General features: G+C 37.0%; 15 protein-coding genes. 8 read left to right on the plus strand and 7 right to left on the minus strand.

Annotated elements, in window-relative coordinates:
• Positions 1-60: 60 nt before the first annotated feature.
• Positions 61-1,371 carry a hypothetical protein gene (locus tag FHY47_RS10405; protein WP_148630416.1) on the minus strand — a complete coding sequence of 437 codons (1,311 nt, stop codon included), beginning with the start codon at positions 1,369-1,371 and terminating at the stop codon, positions 61-63.
• Between the two features lie 275 nt (positions 1,372-1,646).
• On the opposite strand from FHY47_RS10405, the gene FHY47_RS10410 reads away from it, so the two are divergent.
• From FHY47_RS10410 to FHY47_RS10430, 5 genes are all read left to right on the plus strand, one after another.
• Positions 1,647-2,210, plus strand: coding sequence for a hypothetical protein (locus FHY47_RS10410; RefSeq protein ID WP_148630418.1), 564 nt, complete (start codon positions 1,647-1,649; stop codon positions 2,208-2,210).
• Positions 2,211-2,331: 121 nt separating this feature from the next.
• Entirely contained in the window at positions 2,332-3,030 is a 699-nt protein-coding gene (locus FHY47_RS10415; RefSeq protein WP_148630420.1) for a hypothetical protein, read from the plus strand.
• A gap of 180 nt (positions 3,031-3,210) precedes the next feature.
• A complete protein-coding gene (locus FHY47_RS10420) occupies positions 3,211-3,543 on the plus strand; it encodes a single-stranded DNA-binding protein (protein ID WP_148630422.1) in 333 nt (110 codons plus the stop codon).
• Entirely contained in the window at positions 3,540-3,728 is a 189-nt protein-coding gene (locus FHY47_RS10425) for a hypothetical protein (protein ID WP_066105730.1), read from the plus strand. The genes FHY47_RS10420 and FHY47_RS10425 overlap by 4 nt, the downstream gene beginning before the upstream one ends.
• A gap of 211 nt (positions 3,729-3,939) precedes the next feature.
• Positions 3,940-4,383, plus strand: coding sequence for a CBS domain-containing protein (locus tag FHY47_RS10430; RefSeq protein ID WP_139892095.1), 444 nt, complete (start codon positions 3,940-3,942; stop codon positions 4,381-4,383).
• Positions 4,384-4,420: 37 nt separating this feature from the next.
• Here the strand turns inward: FHY47_RS10430 and FHY47_RS10435 are convergent, their stop codons facing one another.
• The 4 genes from FHY47_RS10435 to FHY47_RS10450 all read right to left on the minus strand — a co-directional run bounded on the left by FHY47_RS10435 (position 4,421) and on the right by FHY47_RS10450 (position 10,424).
• Entirely contained in the window at positions 4,421-5,026 is a 606-nt protein-coding gene (locus tag FHY47_RS10435) for a DUF3920 family protein (protein WP_148630424.1), read from the minus strand.
• 250 nt (positions 5,027-5,276) lie between these two features.
• A complete protein-coding gene (locus tag FHY47_RS10440) occupies positions 5,277-5,876 on the minus strand; it encodes a hypothetical protein (RefSeq protein ID WP_187393469.1) in 600 nt (199 codons plus the stop codon).
• Positions 5,877-6,004: 128 nt separating this feature from the next.
• Positions 6,005-8,821 carry a DEAD/DEAH box helicase gene (locus FHY47_RS10445; protein ID WP_148630428.1) on the minus strand — a complete coding sequence of 939 codons (2,817 nt, stop codon included), beginning with the start codon at positions 8,819-8,821 and terminating at the stop codon, positions 6,005-6,007.
• Positions 8,808-10,424 (minus strand): SWIM zinc finger family protein, encoded by a 1,617-nt coding sequence (locus FHY47_RS10450; RefSeq protein WP_148630431.1) that lies wholly within the window; start codon positions 10,422-10,424, stop codon positions 8,808-8,810. The genes FHY47_RS10445 and FHY47_RS10450 overlap by 14 nt, the downstream gene beginning before the upstream one ends.
• Before the next feature lie 129 nt (positions 10,425-10,553).
• Between FHY47_RS10450 and FHY47_RS10455 the strand changes: the two genes are divergently transcribed.
• From FHY47_RS10455 to FHY47_RS10465, 3 genes are all read left to right on the plus strand, one after another.
• Positions 10,554-11,462 carry an LCP family glycopolymer transferase gene (locus FHY47_RS10455; protein WP_066105750.1) on the plus strand — a complete coding sequence of 303 codons (909 nt, stop codon included), beginning with the start codon at positions 10,554-10,556 and terminating at the stop codon, positions 11,460-11,462.
• 186 nt (positions 11,463-11,648) lie between these two features.
• Complete coding sequence (locus FHY47_RS10460; protein ID WP_066105755.1) at positions 11,649-11,978, plus strand: hypothetical protein; 330 nt, start codon at positions 11,649-11,651, stop codon at positions 11,976-11,978.
• Between the two features lie 246 nt (positions 11,979-12,224).
• Positions 12,225-12,455, plus strand: coding sequence for a hypothetical protein (locus FHY47_RS10465; protein WP_148630433.1), 231 nt, complete (start codon positions 12,225-12,227; stop codon positions 12,453-12,455).
• A 580-nt stretch (positions 12,456-13,035) separates the two neighbouring features.
• Here the strand turns inward: FHY47_RS10465 and FHY47_RS10470 are convergent.
• Together FHY47_RS10470 and FHY47_RS10475 are read right to left on the minus strand one after the other, a co-directional pair.
• The gene (locus tag FHY47_RS10470) at positions 13,036-13,701 is read right to left on the minus strand and encodes an acyltransferase (protein ID WP_148630436.1); all 666 of its coding nucleotides are present in this window, start codon (positions 13,699-13,701) and stop codon (positions 13,036-13,038) included.
• Between the two features lie 529 nt (positions 13,702-14,230).
• Entirely contained in the window at positions 14,231-15,124 is an 894-nt protein-coding gene (locus FHY47_RS10475; protein ID WP_187393470.1) for a hypothetical protein, read from the minus strand.
• Positions 15,125-15,155 lie beyond the last annotated feature (31 nt).

The following is a 15,155-nucleotide window of genomic DNA, read 5'->3' on the forward strand; positions in this document are numbered from 1 at the left end:
AGATAGCCTTTCACATAAACAAGTTCCTTCCTTTGAAAGAGGAAGGAACTTGTTAGTTAGTTAGTTAGTTTCTGGCGACAGAAATATTTCATCTATCTTTTCGGACTTAAATTGTCTGTACGGCTCATAATCTTTTAATAGTGATAGAATAGGCCATTCTAACAAATTAAACAATAATTCATCACCGATTGATTGTGCAAATTCAGTTAACTTTTTGAACCCATTATCTAAATCATCTAATAGCAAATATTTAGCCATTTGAAATTCAACTTTTAAAGTGCTAACATCGAAGGATTTAATATCATCTATAATATCATCAAATTCTAAATTCATTTTCTTGGATAGCCAGTAATTTATTTTTGCGTACAATCTACTTTGGTCATTTAAGGTTTTATCTCTCATAGCGATCTCATAAATTTTTTTTGTGGCTTGGCAATTAGTTTTAATCCTAGCTGTTATATGGTGGCTGAATTCAGTATATATATCTGTTGAATTATTTTTATAAATAGCAATAAAGTACTTATATATTAATAGTAATCCAATCTCTTGTACCACTTTAATTCGATCTTTAATGTACTCTTTACTTGTATCAAGTTCTTGTCCGTTAACCATTTCCTTTGTTAAGTTATGATCCACTTTACTAAGATAAAGGTTGTTTACTATTCCATTATTATGTATTAATAGATGTCTTCGTTGGAACATTTCAACTAAAAGTGGTTGATGTTTAGATAGTTCAGTAATATTTATTTTATTGTTTATCTTGGATAATTCTAAAAGCCAATCTGTGACACTTCCTCGAAGAATAGATTCAATATATTTATCAATCAGGTATTCCTTTGCAGTATCTATGCTTCCTATTTGTGTAAGTGTTTTGAAGTCAATTTTATCATCGTTGAAAAAGTTAGGATTTTTATTTGACAAAGCAAAATCCTTAATTAATTCAGCTACCAATAACTCAAATGATGTTGCTAGAGATATTATTATTGATTTTGTATACAAATCATTTTCCTTATTTCTATATACATGTGTTTTTTCGTGCTTTTCCAGTATTTTCCTGACAATTGGTGAAGAAGTTTTTATTAAGAACCGCTTATCCTCAATTTCTACACTAATATTATTTATAAAATGTTCTAAAGTTGGTGACTTCTTTTCTTCAAAGATATCTTCTATTTTTATCTTTAATCTTATTTCCTGATCATTTAGTTCTTCCTGCGCTAAAAGCTTTTTGTATGTTGCTATCATGTTTAACACTTCTGTAATTGATAGATTTTCATCCTTTATTGGTGATGCAGGGACATCTTTTTCTACCATGTTTAATAAGACTTCCATTTGATCAATAAATGTAATTGTAATATTTGACAACTGTTCCATTGTAACACCCCCCTAATATAAATATACATTTACATAATTACCCAAGTAAATAGTTTTTTCTAAAAGAGTAAATTAATGACAATTGAAATTTTCATGAAATATGCCAATTTACAATATAATAGGTGCCATATTTATATTAAAAAATAGGATTAAAATCACAAAAAATAATGACAAAGTATAATAAAAACTACAGAAGGTTCTTTTTATCAATAACTATCCATATATTGTATTTTGATGTATAATACAATATATGGATAATGGGAGGAGTGACATTGATGAAAAATTCTTTTTTTATTCTATCAATTATGTCGATTTTATTACTGTTCACAGCCTGTACTAAGGATGAAAATAATGTAAAAACAGCCACAAATACACCTAATAATGAAACGAAAGACGAGCTACTATCTTATGATGGTCCGTCCCTTACTATAGGGGTAGTAGGAGGAAATGATTTTAAAGAATCACCAAAGGTTATTTATGAAAATTTAACGCTAGAAGAATTATCAAAAAATAGCAAGGATGACATATTGGATGCTCTTATTATAAAAAAGAATGCTTTTGAAGAAGCGGATAAAGATAAATATGTTTCCTTATATAATTCTACGAAGTATCCCATCTTTTTTTATGGAACAGAAGATCTTCAAGCATTTGCCTTTACAGACAGTGGTGTGACTATGGATCAGGTTAGAGTCAAAAATACAGCATATGTACAAGGGTACCTCAACTTAAGCGGTGAAAAACAACATTGGGATTTGTTATTGTCAAATAAACCGACAAACAAAGAAAAAAATGAAACTATGTTAATAAGAATATTAGAGTTAGTCGCAAGCAGAAAATAACTACACAAAAAACAACGGAATATTTTGAAAATTTTGTTGTTTTTTTGTGCCTCCTGGTATATAGTTAAATTATTCCTTTATTTACAAATAAATCCATCTAAAGGAATGGGAGGAGAGAGGAATGAAGAAGTTAAAAAAGGTTTTAGCAGTCTCACTAAGTACGGGTATCTTGGCAGGGTGTTTTGCTCTAAATGTCCCAGGAGCATTAGCGGCTTCTAATGAAGTGGTAAAGGAAAGGGCTAATCAAGGTGTTATTGATTTAAGCAACATGGAGGCGCTTCAAAACGATGAAAACATAACCATCGAGAAAATTACATACGAAGAAATGATTACTAGGATTGCAGATATGAGGGGTATTTCTAAACAAGAGGCCCAAAAAATGAATCCTAGACCTACACTTTCAGCGCGCACATTGTCTTCGCCAAACGAGGTAATATCCCCATTGGCAACAGAAAACTATCACCAGATAAAAGTACGTCAAAGTGTAGCAAGTTCTTACAAACCAGCACTTCAGTTATTCGTTCAAGTCTATACTAGCGGTTCTTTCCATCAGTATAATAAAATCCAAGATGTTGGATTGGACTTAAGACATAACTCTCTTCCAAGTGGTAAAGTAAAACAGTATCATGGTAAGATTAAAGCAGAAATTGATGGTCCTCAAAAAATTTGGTGGCATTTAAATGGATCTTTTTACGATCTTGGCACCACAACAGTCTCGGGTACCGTTAAAGCTTCTGGCGCTATTTGGGAAGGAAGCGGTACAGTATCACGTGCTAGTAACTTCTATAAATACTGGAATAATACAGGAAATATTTATTAATTAAAAAACAAAAAAGGCATTCAGAATAAGTATATTCTGAGTGCCTTTTGTTTCCAAATTACATATTCTTTATACATGTCATTTTTAATTAAATTTAAACAATTAAATGACAAAATAAGATAAAGAAAATGTCAGATGTTCGTTAAAAAAAGTAGTGGAATTAAATATTATTTATGACAAATTATATTAAAAATCACACCGGAGGGAAAAGCTGTATCAAACATTACTTTGGCCGTTACGAGAAATTTTAAGAATGCTGATGGCGAGTATGGGACGGACTTTGTAAACTGTACACTTTGGAATCGGGCAGCTGAAAATACCGCATCCTATTGTCAAAAAGGTTCTGTAGTCAGTATCGTTGGAAGAATTCATACACGTAATTATGAAAATCCAGAAGGAAAGCGTACGTATGTAACAGAAGTTATTGTGGAAAGTGTTAACTTTTTAGATCGAAAACGGGTGAATAACCTTCATGAAGGCAGTCTGGAAACGGACGCAGTGCCTATTTTATGAACGAGCGGGAAGTAGTCGCTGATTTAATCCGAATCGTTGGCAGTGTAAATAGCCGTGTATCCAAAAGTGAGTCAGATTTGAGAAAAATCGAACAGACCCTGCAAATCCTCATAAAAGAATTGTCTAACATGAAGGAGCTTCAATATCAATTATGTGAACAAACGTATCAGCTCCACGAACATTAATCCCTCACAAACATAATCTGCACACAAAACGCCTCCAATACAACACTTATAAAAGTAATACCCCCTCTTGATAGCCGCCAATGCGCGGCTTTTTTCAGTTTTGTGATAATTATTTTGCTAAAAGGTAAATTTCTATTAGAAATAGAATTGAAATTATTGGTAAGATAACGGTAGATACATATTTTCTTATTACAGCCAGGAGGGATTTAAAGTGAAAGCAAAGGATTTCATGATCAAGGATGTAATTAGTTTAAATGAAGAGGCAAGTATTAAAACATTGCTGGAAGTTTTAATGAAACATAAAATCGGAGGACTTCCACTGGTCGATCCAAACAATAAACTGTTAGGGATTGTAACAGATGGGGATGTCCTGAGATATATGAACCCAAAAGCCTTCATTTCCTCTTATGTCACTTATATAGAAGAGTTGGATGAAACCTTAAAATCAAAAAGTGAATCTCCGGTTAAAGCAATTATGAAGAAAAAAGTAGTCTTTGTTCGAGAAGAGGATGAGCTTGAAGATGTACTCAAGCTGCTGGCAACACATCACTTCAAAAAGATACCCGTAGTCAATGGAAATCGTGAGGTTGTGGGTGTAATTAGCCGTGGGGATATGATTCGTAAATTAGGCGAGTTACTACTTGAAAAATTGTAAGAGAAAGGAGGCTCATTCCTGAGTCTCCTTTTTATTTCTATTGGCGTACAATTGTTACGTAAAAACGTCCCCAGCAGCTTTGCCATAAGAAATCGATACTTAAAATAGTGTTGATAGAGTTGCGATGCTTCTCAATCATCCTTTGGGCAAACATGTTAGCATCCCGTTCAACCCATTGTGATTGATAGCCATTTCTGCCTGTGTTGACATAAGGCGTATTATACTGCCTCTTCATATAGACACGCTGGTAGGCATGGCGAATTTCATGAAAGAGATCCTGTAGTAAAAACAGCTGCATAAGCCCGCGCTTGTATTTTTTGTTTTTTACCTTATGGTTAAAGGGAAATAATGCAATCTTACCAAGCTTATGGTATCCGCCCAATGTGCCATTTAAAGAATCCTCATAACACCAATCATCAATAAATTCCTTTCCATAATCGGTTCGGTCTGCGATGACTTGATCTGGATGATCGTATATGGAAATGGTCATTCCTAAGTATTTATAATCGTCATAAAGTAATTTGAGTATTTGTTTAAGCTGGAAATCTGATAGGATATTTGAATGATTACGTAAAACTGTTTTCGCTAATCTGGAGGGGCGATTTAAGGTACTTTCAAGAGAGATGTTTTCTTCTACGATCATTAATGTAAGCAACTCCTGTTAATTAATCTGGCTGTTTTAATTGGGCATATAACATGATATGCCAGGACTGTGACTATACATTCGCAACAAATTACTACATAAATCGATATAGAAAATATGGAAAAAGAAGGAATAATGTAGAAAAGTATACAACGAAGAACAAATTTCGTCAAATAAGTGGTTTGACATTATTTAAAAGAGGGTAAGTAAATAAATGCTTAAAAAAAGAAAGAGGAGAGTCCCTCTTTCCTTACTTATACAAATTGCTATCTTGATTGATATATAGAGTCGTTTCATAGTAAATATCATCTCTATATTGACTGGATAATTCATCTTTAATAGTTTTATAGGTGAGATATGTAGCGGTATCTGCCTGTACGTGTTTAATCTTTACTTGAGTCGAAATCTCCTGTTTCTTGCCATTCTTTCCGATAGTTAAAAATTTCACGTGTACGGTAGGTGATCCCTTTTTTAGATGCATTGAAGGAATTGCCTTGTCACTATCTGTATTCGTTGCCTCTACCTGTTCAATGGCCAGCCTTTCCTCAGGCTGTGAATCTAAATAAGCAAGTAAATATTCTTGTTTCCATTTTTCCTCATCAAGTGAATAATCATATTCAGAGATATTCGTATATAAGTGAAACGCAATGAAGCCAACCGCGGCCAAGGAAATCACTCTTATACCAACCGCAACACTGGATAAAGATCTCCGATCACGTATGACATGAAAGAGAATAGCTATTCCAATGATTGTCCAACAGATCGCCGCAATATACGTGAGCGGTGCATCAGCTAGATCTTGTGTCTTCTCAAAAGTTTGTACAACCTCTTTAAAACTCAGTTTCCTCACCTCTGTTTCCATTCCCTTTTACTAATAACTGTAAATTATTTTATTTATATAATCAATTTTTATTATTTCGACTCTAATAGATACAAAAAAGCCATCCCCTATTTTTTAAGAAGGGGATGGCCAAAAAGTTATCTTTCAAGCACCAGCAAATCCTTTAATTCATCTGAGGATAGCTCGGTAATCCAATTGTCACTTTGGACGATTTCATCATTAAGCGATTGTTTTTTCTCCAGCATAACGTCAATTTTCTCCTCAAGTGTACCGGAGGAAACCATCTTATGGACATGTACAAAGCGCGTTTGCCCAATACGGTAGGCACGGTCGGTCGCCTGATTTTCAACAGCTGGATTCCACCAGCGGTCATAGTGAATGACATGATTGGCAGCCGTCAGGTTAAGCCCTGTACCGCCCGCTTTCAGGGAAAGTAGAAGAATCGGATACTTGCCATCCTGAAAATCGGCCACCATGGTATCCCGTTGTTTTTTATTGGCGCTGCCGTTCAGGAATGGAACGACATGACCATAGCGGCGCTCAGCGATTTGCTTAATCATATTACCCATTTCAATGTATTGGGTAAAAATAAGCACACTTTCATCCTGTTCATAAATGATATCGAGCAATTCGATTAGCTTTTCCATTTTTCCGGATCGATGAAGAATATGCTTTGGTGCCTCTTCCTTTAAATAAAGGGCAGGATGATTACAAATTTGCTTCAGCTTGGTCAGCATCTGCAAAATAAGCCCTTTCCGTTCAAAACCGCTCAGTTTTTCAACTTGATCGAGCGTATCTTTAACAAGCTGTTCGTATAAAGCGGCTTGCTCGGTTGTTAGGCTGATAAACTCCTTTTGCTCCAATTTATCCGGCAGATTGAGAGCAACCTCTTCATCCTTTTTCGTCCTTCTTAAAAGGAAAGGCTGAATAAGCCTTTGCAGGGTGGCAATTTTATTCTTATCACCATTGCGTTCAATCGGTCCGGCAAAGTTTTTATCAAATTGCGTTAGTGAGCCAAGATAGCCCTTATTAATAAAATCAAAAATGGACCAAAGCTCACTCAGTCTATTTTCCATTGGAGTACCGGTTAAGGCGATATGATGAATACCTTCAAGCTTACGGGCAGAACGGGATTGCTTCGTATGGGAATTCTTGATATTCTGCGCTTCGTCGAGCACAACAGCATTCCATTGCATGGATAAAAAGTCTTCCTCATCCTGATGAAGCAACCCAAAGGTTGTCAGAATCACATCGGCATTGCCAAACCCATCCCTAAACTGTTCACCCTTCATACGACTTGGACCATAGTGAAGATGGACGTTCATGGATGGAGCGAACTTTTCAAACTCCTTCTGCCAGTTTCCGAGCACAGAAGTCGGACAGACAATCAAGGATGGAGATTTTGCTGGACCATTCTTCGCCCCCACCGCTAACAGATAGCTGATGAGCTGAATCGTTTTCCCTAGACCCATATCATCGGCCAGACAGGCACCGAATCCATATTCACGTAAGAACATCAGCCAGCTCATTCCCTGTTGCTGATACGGCCGCAATTCGCCCTGGAAGGCATCGGGTACCTGGACAGTCGGGATATCCTGAAGTGAGTTGATGCGAGTCATAAAGCGTCTCAGGTCACTATTCAGCTCAAATTGAATTCGTGCGTAATCCCCTTCATTCTCATCCTCAAGCTCCTCATCCTGTGCGAACTCCTGCTGAAGTAAATCATTGATACGCAATCCTCGCTCATCTGCTTCCTTCTTCAATTCCTGCATGCGCCTCATTAAGGCAGGATCCAGTTTCACCCAGCGTCCTCTAATATAGACAAGCTTCCGTTTTTCCTCAACAAGCTTGTTAAATTCCTCCTCGGAAACCTCAGCGCCATTGACGGAGAAACGCCAATTATAATCGAGCAAGGCATTCATACCCACAAATGATTTTCGGCGGCTTGGCGAATTTTTCACTTTAGCCTTCATGGCGATTTTCGCATCCTTAATTGCCTGCCACCATGATGGCAATAGAATTTCTACGCCAAGCATATGTAGGACCTCGGAAGCATCCGTTAAGAAATCCCAGGCCTGATCCTCAGTGACAATATCATCAATCCAAGGGAAAATATCCTTCCAGCGGGCGATTTCCTTTTCAGCCATCTCTAAATACCTTTTCCAGGCAAAAGGAATCCTATGGCGATCAGCCCATATGAAAAATTGCTCCTCATTTCGCTTGCCGCGCATAAACGGTTCTAGCTTCCATTGGTCAACCTCATCACCCGCTGCAAAATCAGGCTCGCTCAGGCGCATTCCCATAGAAAAAGGCAATTCATCTTCTTTGGCACCGGTCCAAATTTCCCAACGGTCTCCGTCAAAGAAGCGGCTGAGTACCTTGGTGGAGATATTTTTTTCAGCAAACAAATCAAGCAAATCACCTACGCGATGATTGCCGGGACGGTCTTTAATCGCTTCATTTAACCATTCCTCCGCAAAACGCCGAACCGTAATGGTTTGGATTCCGTCATGCTCGTGTCTGGCCATTTCCTGTTCCCAAAAGGAGTCCTGAAAGTCTTCGAGTATTTCCTGTGGGAGCGGGAAGGTAATGCCGTCTTGATTCCGATCGTTAAAATCAGGCATAACCGTTCCGTTTTCAACGGTTTCATATAAGGATTGGGCCAAAGCTAAACTAATGGATGCCCAATTGGACCAGGACCAATTAATAAAGCTGTTGAAAGGCTCTTCTGCCAGCACCTTCATCCATTTATGGGCGCTCATAAGGACACCGCTTTTACCATCAAGTGTTTGGATATCCACTTTCGTCCCAAAGTAACTATCCGCATCCCAAAGAAAGAAGCTTGTTGCCCATAATTCAGCAGGAACGGGCTCACCCTCATCTGTTCCATAAATAAAGACGCGTCCGCCTTCAAGTAATTCAATTTGAATATGAAGAGTTTCAATCAGCTGCATCAATTAACTTTCCTTTCTTTAGTTCTTCCTGAAAAGCACGTAATCGCTTATTATCGTCGCTGATGTATTCAATATAAGATTCCCAAACGTTTACGCGCTTAAGTTTTTTATAAATAGTTCTCAGCTTTTTTAAATAACGGACCGCTTCCCGGTAGGATGAACGATTTTTAGCCGCAATCAAATTAACTACCTGCAGATGCAGAATAGGAAGGAGGACTTCAGGCTGTTCCTTTTGAATTTCCTTCGTTTGATTGGACCATTCATAAAGGACATCAACACGCTCAGCAACCTGGAGCTCGACCCATTTTTTATACTCCTTCTTCTCATACAAATAGTGTGAATATGGAATAAGGGAGTAAGGAATGGTTCCCCTTAGAATACGTTCGAGCAAGTCGAATCGTTTAGCGGCTGAGCAAAAAGGACGAATAATTTGCAGGGCATTATATAAAAATCGAGTTCTCTTATACTCCTGAGTCTGATAATCATGCAAATAAGCTTTAATATTTTTTGAGAAGAATTCAACAAAGGGAACCATTCGTGCATGTTCCTTTGCATTATGCAGTTCCTCTAATACAAAGGTAAGGAAGAAGCAGGATATCGGACCAAGCTTATTTAAACATTCTAACGCCTGCTCATCCTTGCCATCGACCATATATATGTGAATCATCATCCAAAAGACCAACTCAATTTGCAAGGAGTCAGCGAGAGCCGGAAGCTGGTTTGACAAACGATCTATTTCAGCCCCGCGCTCTTCTTTAGTTGTAATGATATTTGTCCAAATTGTGCGATAGATATCCCAGCGATAATAGCCGCTTCCCATTTCACCAGTTGGCAAATTCTTTGTTTCATCAATCCAGGAATGGATAAACTCCTCTGAATCAAATGGACGGATAGAGGATTCAAACCGATGAACCTCATCCTTAAAGGCAAGGAACAATTCGTGAATCATAGATTCCAGCAGTTCCTCCTGAAAGTGATCCTTCGTACTGCTCTGCAGATCAAATAAATGTACCAAGCCCATATAATAGGCAATGCTACGGTATAAAGGCACCCATTGCTGATTGGAGGGCTCGCTGCGCTGGATCGCACGCTGAAAATTAGAAGCAGAGCGGTTTATCCCGGCCATAAAGTAAGGAGGGATGGCTAACTCTTCCCGTGCGGAACGGATGAAAAATTCCTTCCAGGCACTGTATGTATGCTCCGGTTTAGAAGGCTTGCTTTTTTCTTTATATACGGGGCCATTTTTTAGTGATTCCTTTAAACGGAACATGGGGTCCTCTTTATTCTTCCAATGATCCACCCATTCCGTAACGCTGGCTTCCTTACTGTAGGCAGCAAAGAATACAGCCAGCTGATGCCGGCATAAATCAATCGCTGGACAGGAACAAGAGCTATTGCTTGGAAAACTTAAATCCAAAGTGACGTTCACCTTTGTCACGTCCTGTACGACACCTTGAATAAGATCAGATTCGATCGATAGCTTTACCACTGTCCCTTGACGATAAAGAACAAGACCCTTCGAAACTAAATTAACATCATTAGTTGATTTAGGAGAGAGAATATCCGAAATTCGCTCCCCGTAGAATTTAAGTGCATCGTGCATATATCATTCTCCTTACGAGACAGTTTAACCAAGTTTAATCTTAATTGTAACAAAACTGATCAAAAAAACGTATGAAAAGGGGGAGGAAAGTAGAAGACTAAAGATAAAAACTAAAAAGAAGAGAATGCGATGAATGTAAATCGAGGTGCAGATAAACGAAAGAAATATAGATGGTTATGGATTTCCGGCTTCGTAATTGTGATTGTCATGGTTGTCGGATATCCTATTTATCAGGCCCTTCAAGCAATAAAGGATCCACTGCGGGAACGCCAATCTCCGTATAGAGAAGAACAGCTTGATTTAACTAAAAAAGAGCCATTTTCATTATTGCTGCTTGGTATAGATACAAACGGCAGACCGGATACAACAATGGTCATAACGGTCAATCCGGAACACAATAACATTAAAATGCTTGGTATTCCACAGGATACAAGAGTAAAAATTGCTAGAAGCAAGAATTGGGATAAAATCAGCGATGCCTATCAAGAAGGCGGAGCGGAACTGTCGATGGAGACAGTTGAACAGTTTTTCGGAATCCCGATTGATTATTATGTGAGCATCAATACGGATGGGGTGGAGGAGCTGGTGGACGCCATCGGAGGTATCACCGTTGAAAACCAGTTAGATTTCTCTTATGATGGCCAACATTTTGCTAAAGGTAAAATCCAGTTAAATGGTGAAGAGGCATTGGCCTATATGCGCATGCGCCAGCTGGAGCCAAATGGTGAAGAAGGGCGGCAACAACGCCGGTACGAGGTCATTGGAGAGGTAATTCGAACAGGTGCCAATATCCGAAGCTTAACTCACTATGATCAAATCGCTACTACCTTAATGAATAATGTGAAAACAAATATCACAATTTCAGAGATGATAAAAATAAAAAATAACTATCAGGAGGCAGTTCAGCATATTGATCATATCAGTATGGAAGGCACAGCTGAAAAAATAAATGGAATCTATTATGAGGTAATTCGCGCGGAAGAGGTCAAAAGAATTAAAGGAATTTTACAAAAACATATGGAATATTTTAGGGATTAAAGGTAGAATAAAGAATATAAAATATTCGTCTAGGAATATTCTTGGAGTTATAAAAATATGCGCCAGAGCGAGCATTTTTGAATAAACATGTAAGAATATTGGTGTTTTACTCATATGTGGTCAGGCCACCTTCATAGGCACTCCTGTTATACTAGGAAAAAATAACCAATGAGGAGGCTGGGCATAGTGGAGTTAAACGTAAAAGTACAACCAAAGTTTATTGACGGTGAGTGTTCAATTGAATTTTCGTTCTCTTTTGATTGGGAAAACATGAAAATTGGTGAAGCGGTTATTCTGACATGTGAAGAGGAAATGGACGCTCAACTTATTGAAGAAAAGCCGATGCTAAACCCTAAGAAACGTGAAACAAAATACCCGAAAATTGCCTTTGTCACGGACCTAGCAGTCATAGACGGACATAAAACAGCCGCTATTAATGAAATCAAAAAATTTCTAAACGTCATTGGAATCCAAAATATTCGTTACCAAGATAATCGACTAGCCAGTATGGCATAAATTAATATAAAAGAAGACCAAATTTCGCTCTTGGTGATATGCTCCCCATTAGGTAGACAGATTAAAAAAAATCTGTTTATCAAATGGGGAGTTTTTTATGTCTAAAAAATCATTTTCACTAGATGTTAAAATCTTAGCACTTCAATATATAGAGGAAGGTCGTCATACACTTCGTGAAATTGAACAGAAGCTTTAGTACGCCCTAAGAAAAACAGGGTATACTCAGAAGAATTAAAGCAGTGTGCTGTGGAAGACTATTTATCAGGAAACTATTCGATGTTCGATATCCTGGCCAAATATGGAATTAGCAGTTCGTCTGTGTTCAAGAATTGGTTGAAAATCTATACTAGTCATAGTGAATGCAACAATTCGAGAAAAGGATTGAGTAAAACGATGACTAAAGGAAGAAAACCAACTATAGAAGAACGTATTGAAATCGCGAAAGCGAGCGATTACGGGCAGAGAATCTATTATTAAAAAGTTAGAGGAAATCGAAAGGAGGCATCGTTAAGTAGAGTTCGTATTCAGAGCTGCTATATCGCGATTCAAGAACTGGCGAAGAAGGAGAATTTTTCGATTGTGTTATTGTGTGAAATCGCAGACGTTTCCCGTGCAGCTTACTATAAATGGGCAAACGTCAACCAGGAGCACGTGAAGTCGAAAACCAACAACTAGTGGCATCCATTCAACATCTATATACGCAAGTGGATGGCATATAGGGGTATCGTCGTATCGCCCTATGACGATTAACCGTCAGCGTATAAAAGAAGGCTTGAAGAAAGTGAATAAGAAACGAATTTATCGCCTCATGCAGCATTCTACAATAACGAACGTTACGAAGAAACATTAAACGGCTTGAGCCCCCTAGAATAAAGGCTTCAAGCCGCTTAAAGCACTTTTATTATTTCCGCTGTCTACTTGACAGGGAGCAGTTCATAGGCAGACGGGATTTGGTCATTTTCACTTTGGTCAAATTTTCAATTAAGATATGAAAAAAGTACCCCTAGAGTAGTTCTTGATAGTTGTAGTTACCGCGCAGTTTGTTCCGAATGGCAGATTATATTTCCCATGTGATACCCTCTTTAATTATTCTTACTGGGTTTCCTCCAAGTATACTGTTTGGTGTTTCATGTGTACCATATACAACACTGCTTGTCGCAATAACTACATCATTAGCAATTTTTGTTCCTTTATTAACTGTGCATCTAGCACCAATCCAAACTCTATCCCCTATTATTATTTCTTTAGGTTTATTTGTCCTTTGGTTGCTTTCATTTAAAATCCAGTGAGCATCACTATCCATAAACAGACAATCCCAACCTATAATGACGCCATCACCAAAAGTGATTTTATGGTTACAGACTATTTGTGTCTGTGCACTAATCGCAAAATTATCACCAAAAGTTAAATCACCGAATACTGATAATCTTGTACCATATCCTAAATTGGCTTTTCCTTTAAAAGTTATATTTCCTTGTAAGTACCAAACACTACGAGAGTGTCTTCTATCGAAAATTCTAACACCGCCAAACCCTAATCTAATCATACCGGGTTTAATAGGAGCATTAATAGTGACTTTGCCACTTGTCTTATAAAGAAGTACTCTGCTTGATAAAATGATTGGAAATTTAATTGCGTCTTTGAAAGATAAGTATTTGAAATTAAAGTAAATAGTTTTTGGTATCCCTAATATCAATAATATAATTTTCGATAGTTTTCCCATAAAAAACTCCCTATTATTTGATAATTCAATTATACACAAATAATAATAATATTGAGTAGATTATTAACCTATTCATTTAAGTTAAATTTACCCAGGATGAACCGTTATATATATGATCCTATGTGTCCCTTGGTTAGTGTACATACGAATTTACAACATCCCCCATCTGAGGAGTTAATCTAGATAATTCACTATCATACGGGGAATCTATCATACTGACGGGTATTTTCGCTGGCGCTAAAGTCCCTCTTATTTTAATGGCTGGATTGAATCTGAAGCAGTACTCATAAATCGAAGTCTTCCACGATCCTGTCAATCATTTTGGGTATCTAGAATATTCACCTTTGAACCATTCACTTTTAGATTCACTTTCATTGTCCCACTGTTATAGAAAAATACTTTAGCTTTTTTATTAAGCTATTTATAATATTTAAATTTGTTATATATATAGTATCTCTACCAAAACGAATAAACTTTGATTTTTCTGCAACAACATCCCAATTAGACAAGGAGACAAACTCTTCGACATTCAGCGTTGAACCGGTTTGAAAAAAAAAACTGCCCCAATACCCGCCAAGGCTGCGTCATAGGGTAAACGAACTTTAACAGTTTTTAATACCATCCCTTTAGTTTTTTTAATGTTGGCATTAAACGTAAATATGCTAACATTTTCAATTATACACTGGTCAATATCACCACCGATTCGAATCGTTTGTTCAGTGAATATAACCTCATATGTCAAGTTGGACACTTTAAAATTTTTAAAATTCGAAAGTATGTATAATAATCTTCCACCAGAACCATCGAGCTTTTGGATATTACTTACTTCAACATTCTCAAGTATTGTTTTTGTTAAATAAGGATTGGATACAGCCTGATCTGCATACATGAATACAATCAATGGGTTAGTACCTGTAATACCTTTAACATTTGTAATTTTCACATTCTTGTGCTTACCTGTGCAGTTTTTCCCTGCTCCAATGAAACGTATCAAGTCCTTTGCAGATTGAGCGGGATCGCTGTATACGTTTGATATATTGATATTTTCAAAATCTTCATCTTCCGAAATTACATATGTTCGATAATCTCCAGTTGTAAAGGCAATCATATTATCATGCGTTAATCCAGTTATATTGTTAATTTGTATATTCTTACATTGGGATTGGAAATGTAATCCATCACTATTGTTAACAGTATTTATGTTTTCGAATTTCCCACCGATAATATTAGCGAGCAGGTAACAATACTTAGTTGAAGCACCTATTTTCTTTGTGTTATTAATAATTAAATTCTTAACGTTATTGAAAACAATCCCTATTCCTAGGAATTTCCCTGTACTAATCATTCTGTTGGTCGGATTAGTAGAACCGTTTAAGTCGAAGAATCCACCAACCAAAGAAATGTTTTCGTCATAAGAAGTCACTATTTAGAAATTTTTCATTAACTATAAGATA

It is taken from the genome of Bacillus sp. E214, from assembly GCF_008087365.1.
Taxonomy (GTDB): domain Bacteria; phylum Bacillota; class Bacilli; order Bacillales; family Pradoshiaceae; genus Pradoshia.

Coding starts and splice junctions, on each gene's coding strand:
- FHY47_RS10410 (WP_148630418.1), top strand. CDS start 1,647: ATGAAAAATTCTTTTTTTATTCTATCAATTATGTCGATTTTATTACTG.
- FHY47_RS10455 (WP_066105750.1), top strand. CDS start 10,554: ATGAATGTAAATCGAGGTGCAGATAAACGAAAGAAATATAGATGGTTA.
- FHY47_RS10415 (WP_148630420.1), top strand. CDS start 2,332: ATGAAGAAGTTAAAAAAGGTTTTAGCAGTCTCACTAAGTACGGGTATC.
- FHY47_RS10405 (WP_148630416.1), bottom strand. CDS start 1,371: ATGGAACAGTTGTCAAATATTACAATTACATTTATTGATCAAATGGAA.
- FHY47_RS10450 (WP_148630431.1), bottom strand. CDS start 10,424: ATGCACGATGCACTTAAATTCTACGGGGAGCGAATTTCGGATATTCTC.
- FHY47_RS10445 (WP_148630428.1), bottom strand. CDS start 8,821: ATGCAGCTGATTGAAACTCTTCATATTCAAATTGAATTACTTGAAGGC.
- FHY47_RS10425 (WP_066105730.1), top strand. CDS start 3,540: ATGAACGAGCGGGAAGTAGTCGCTGATTTAATCCGAATCGTTGGCAGT.
- FHY47_RS10435 (WP_148630424.1), bottom strand. CDS start 5,026: ATGATCGTAGAAGAAAACATCTCTCTTGAAAGTACCTTAAATCGCCCC.
- FHY47_RS10470 (WP_148630436.1), bottom strand. CDS start 13,701: ATGGGAAAACTATCGAAAATTATATTATTGATATTAGGGATACCAAAA.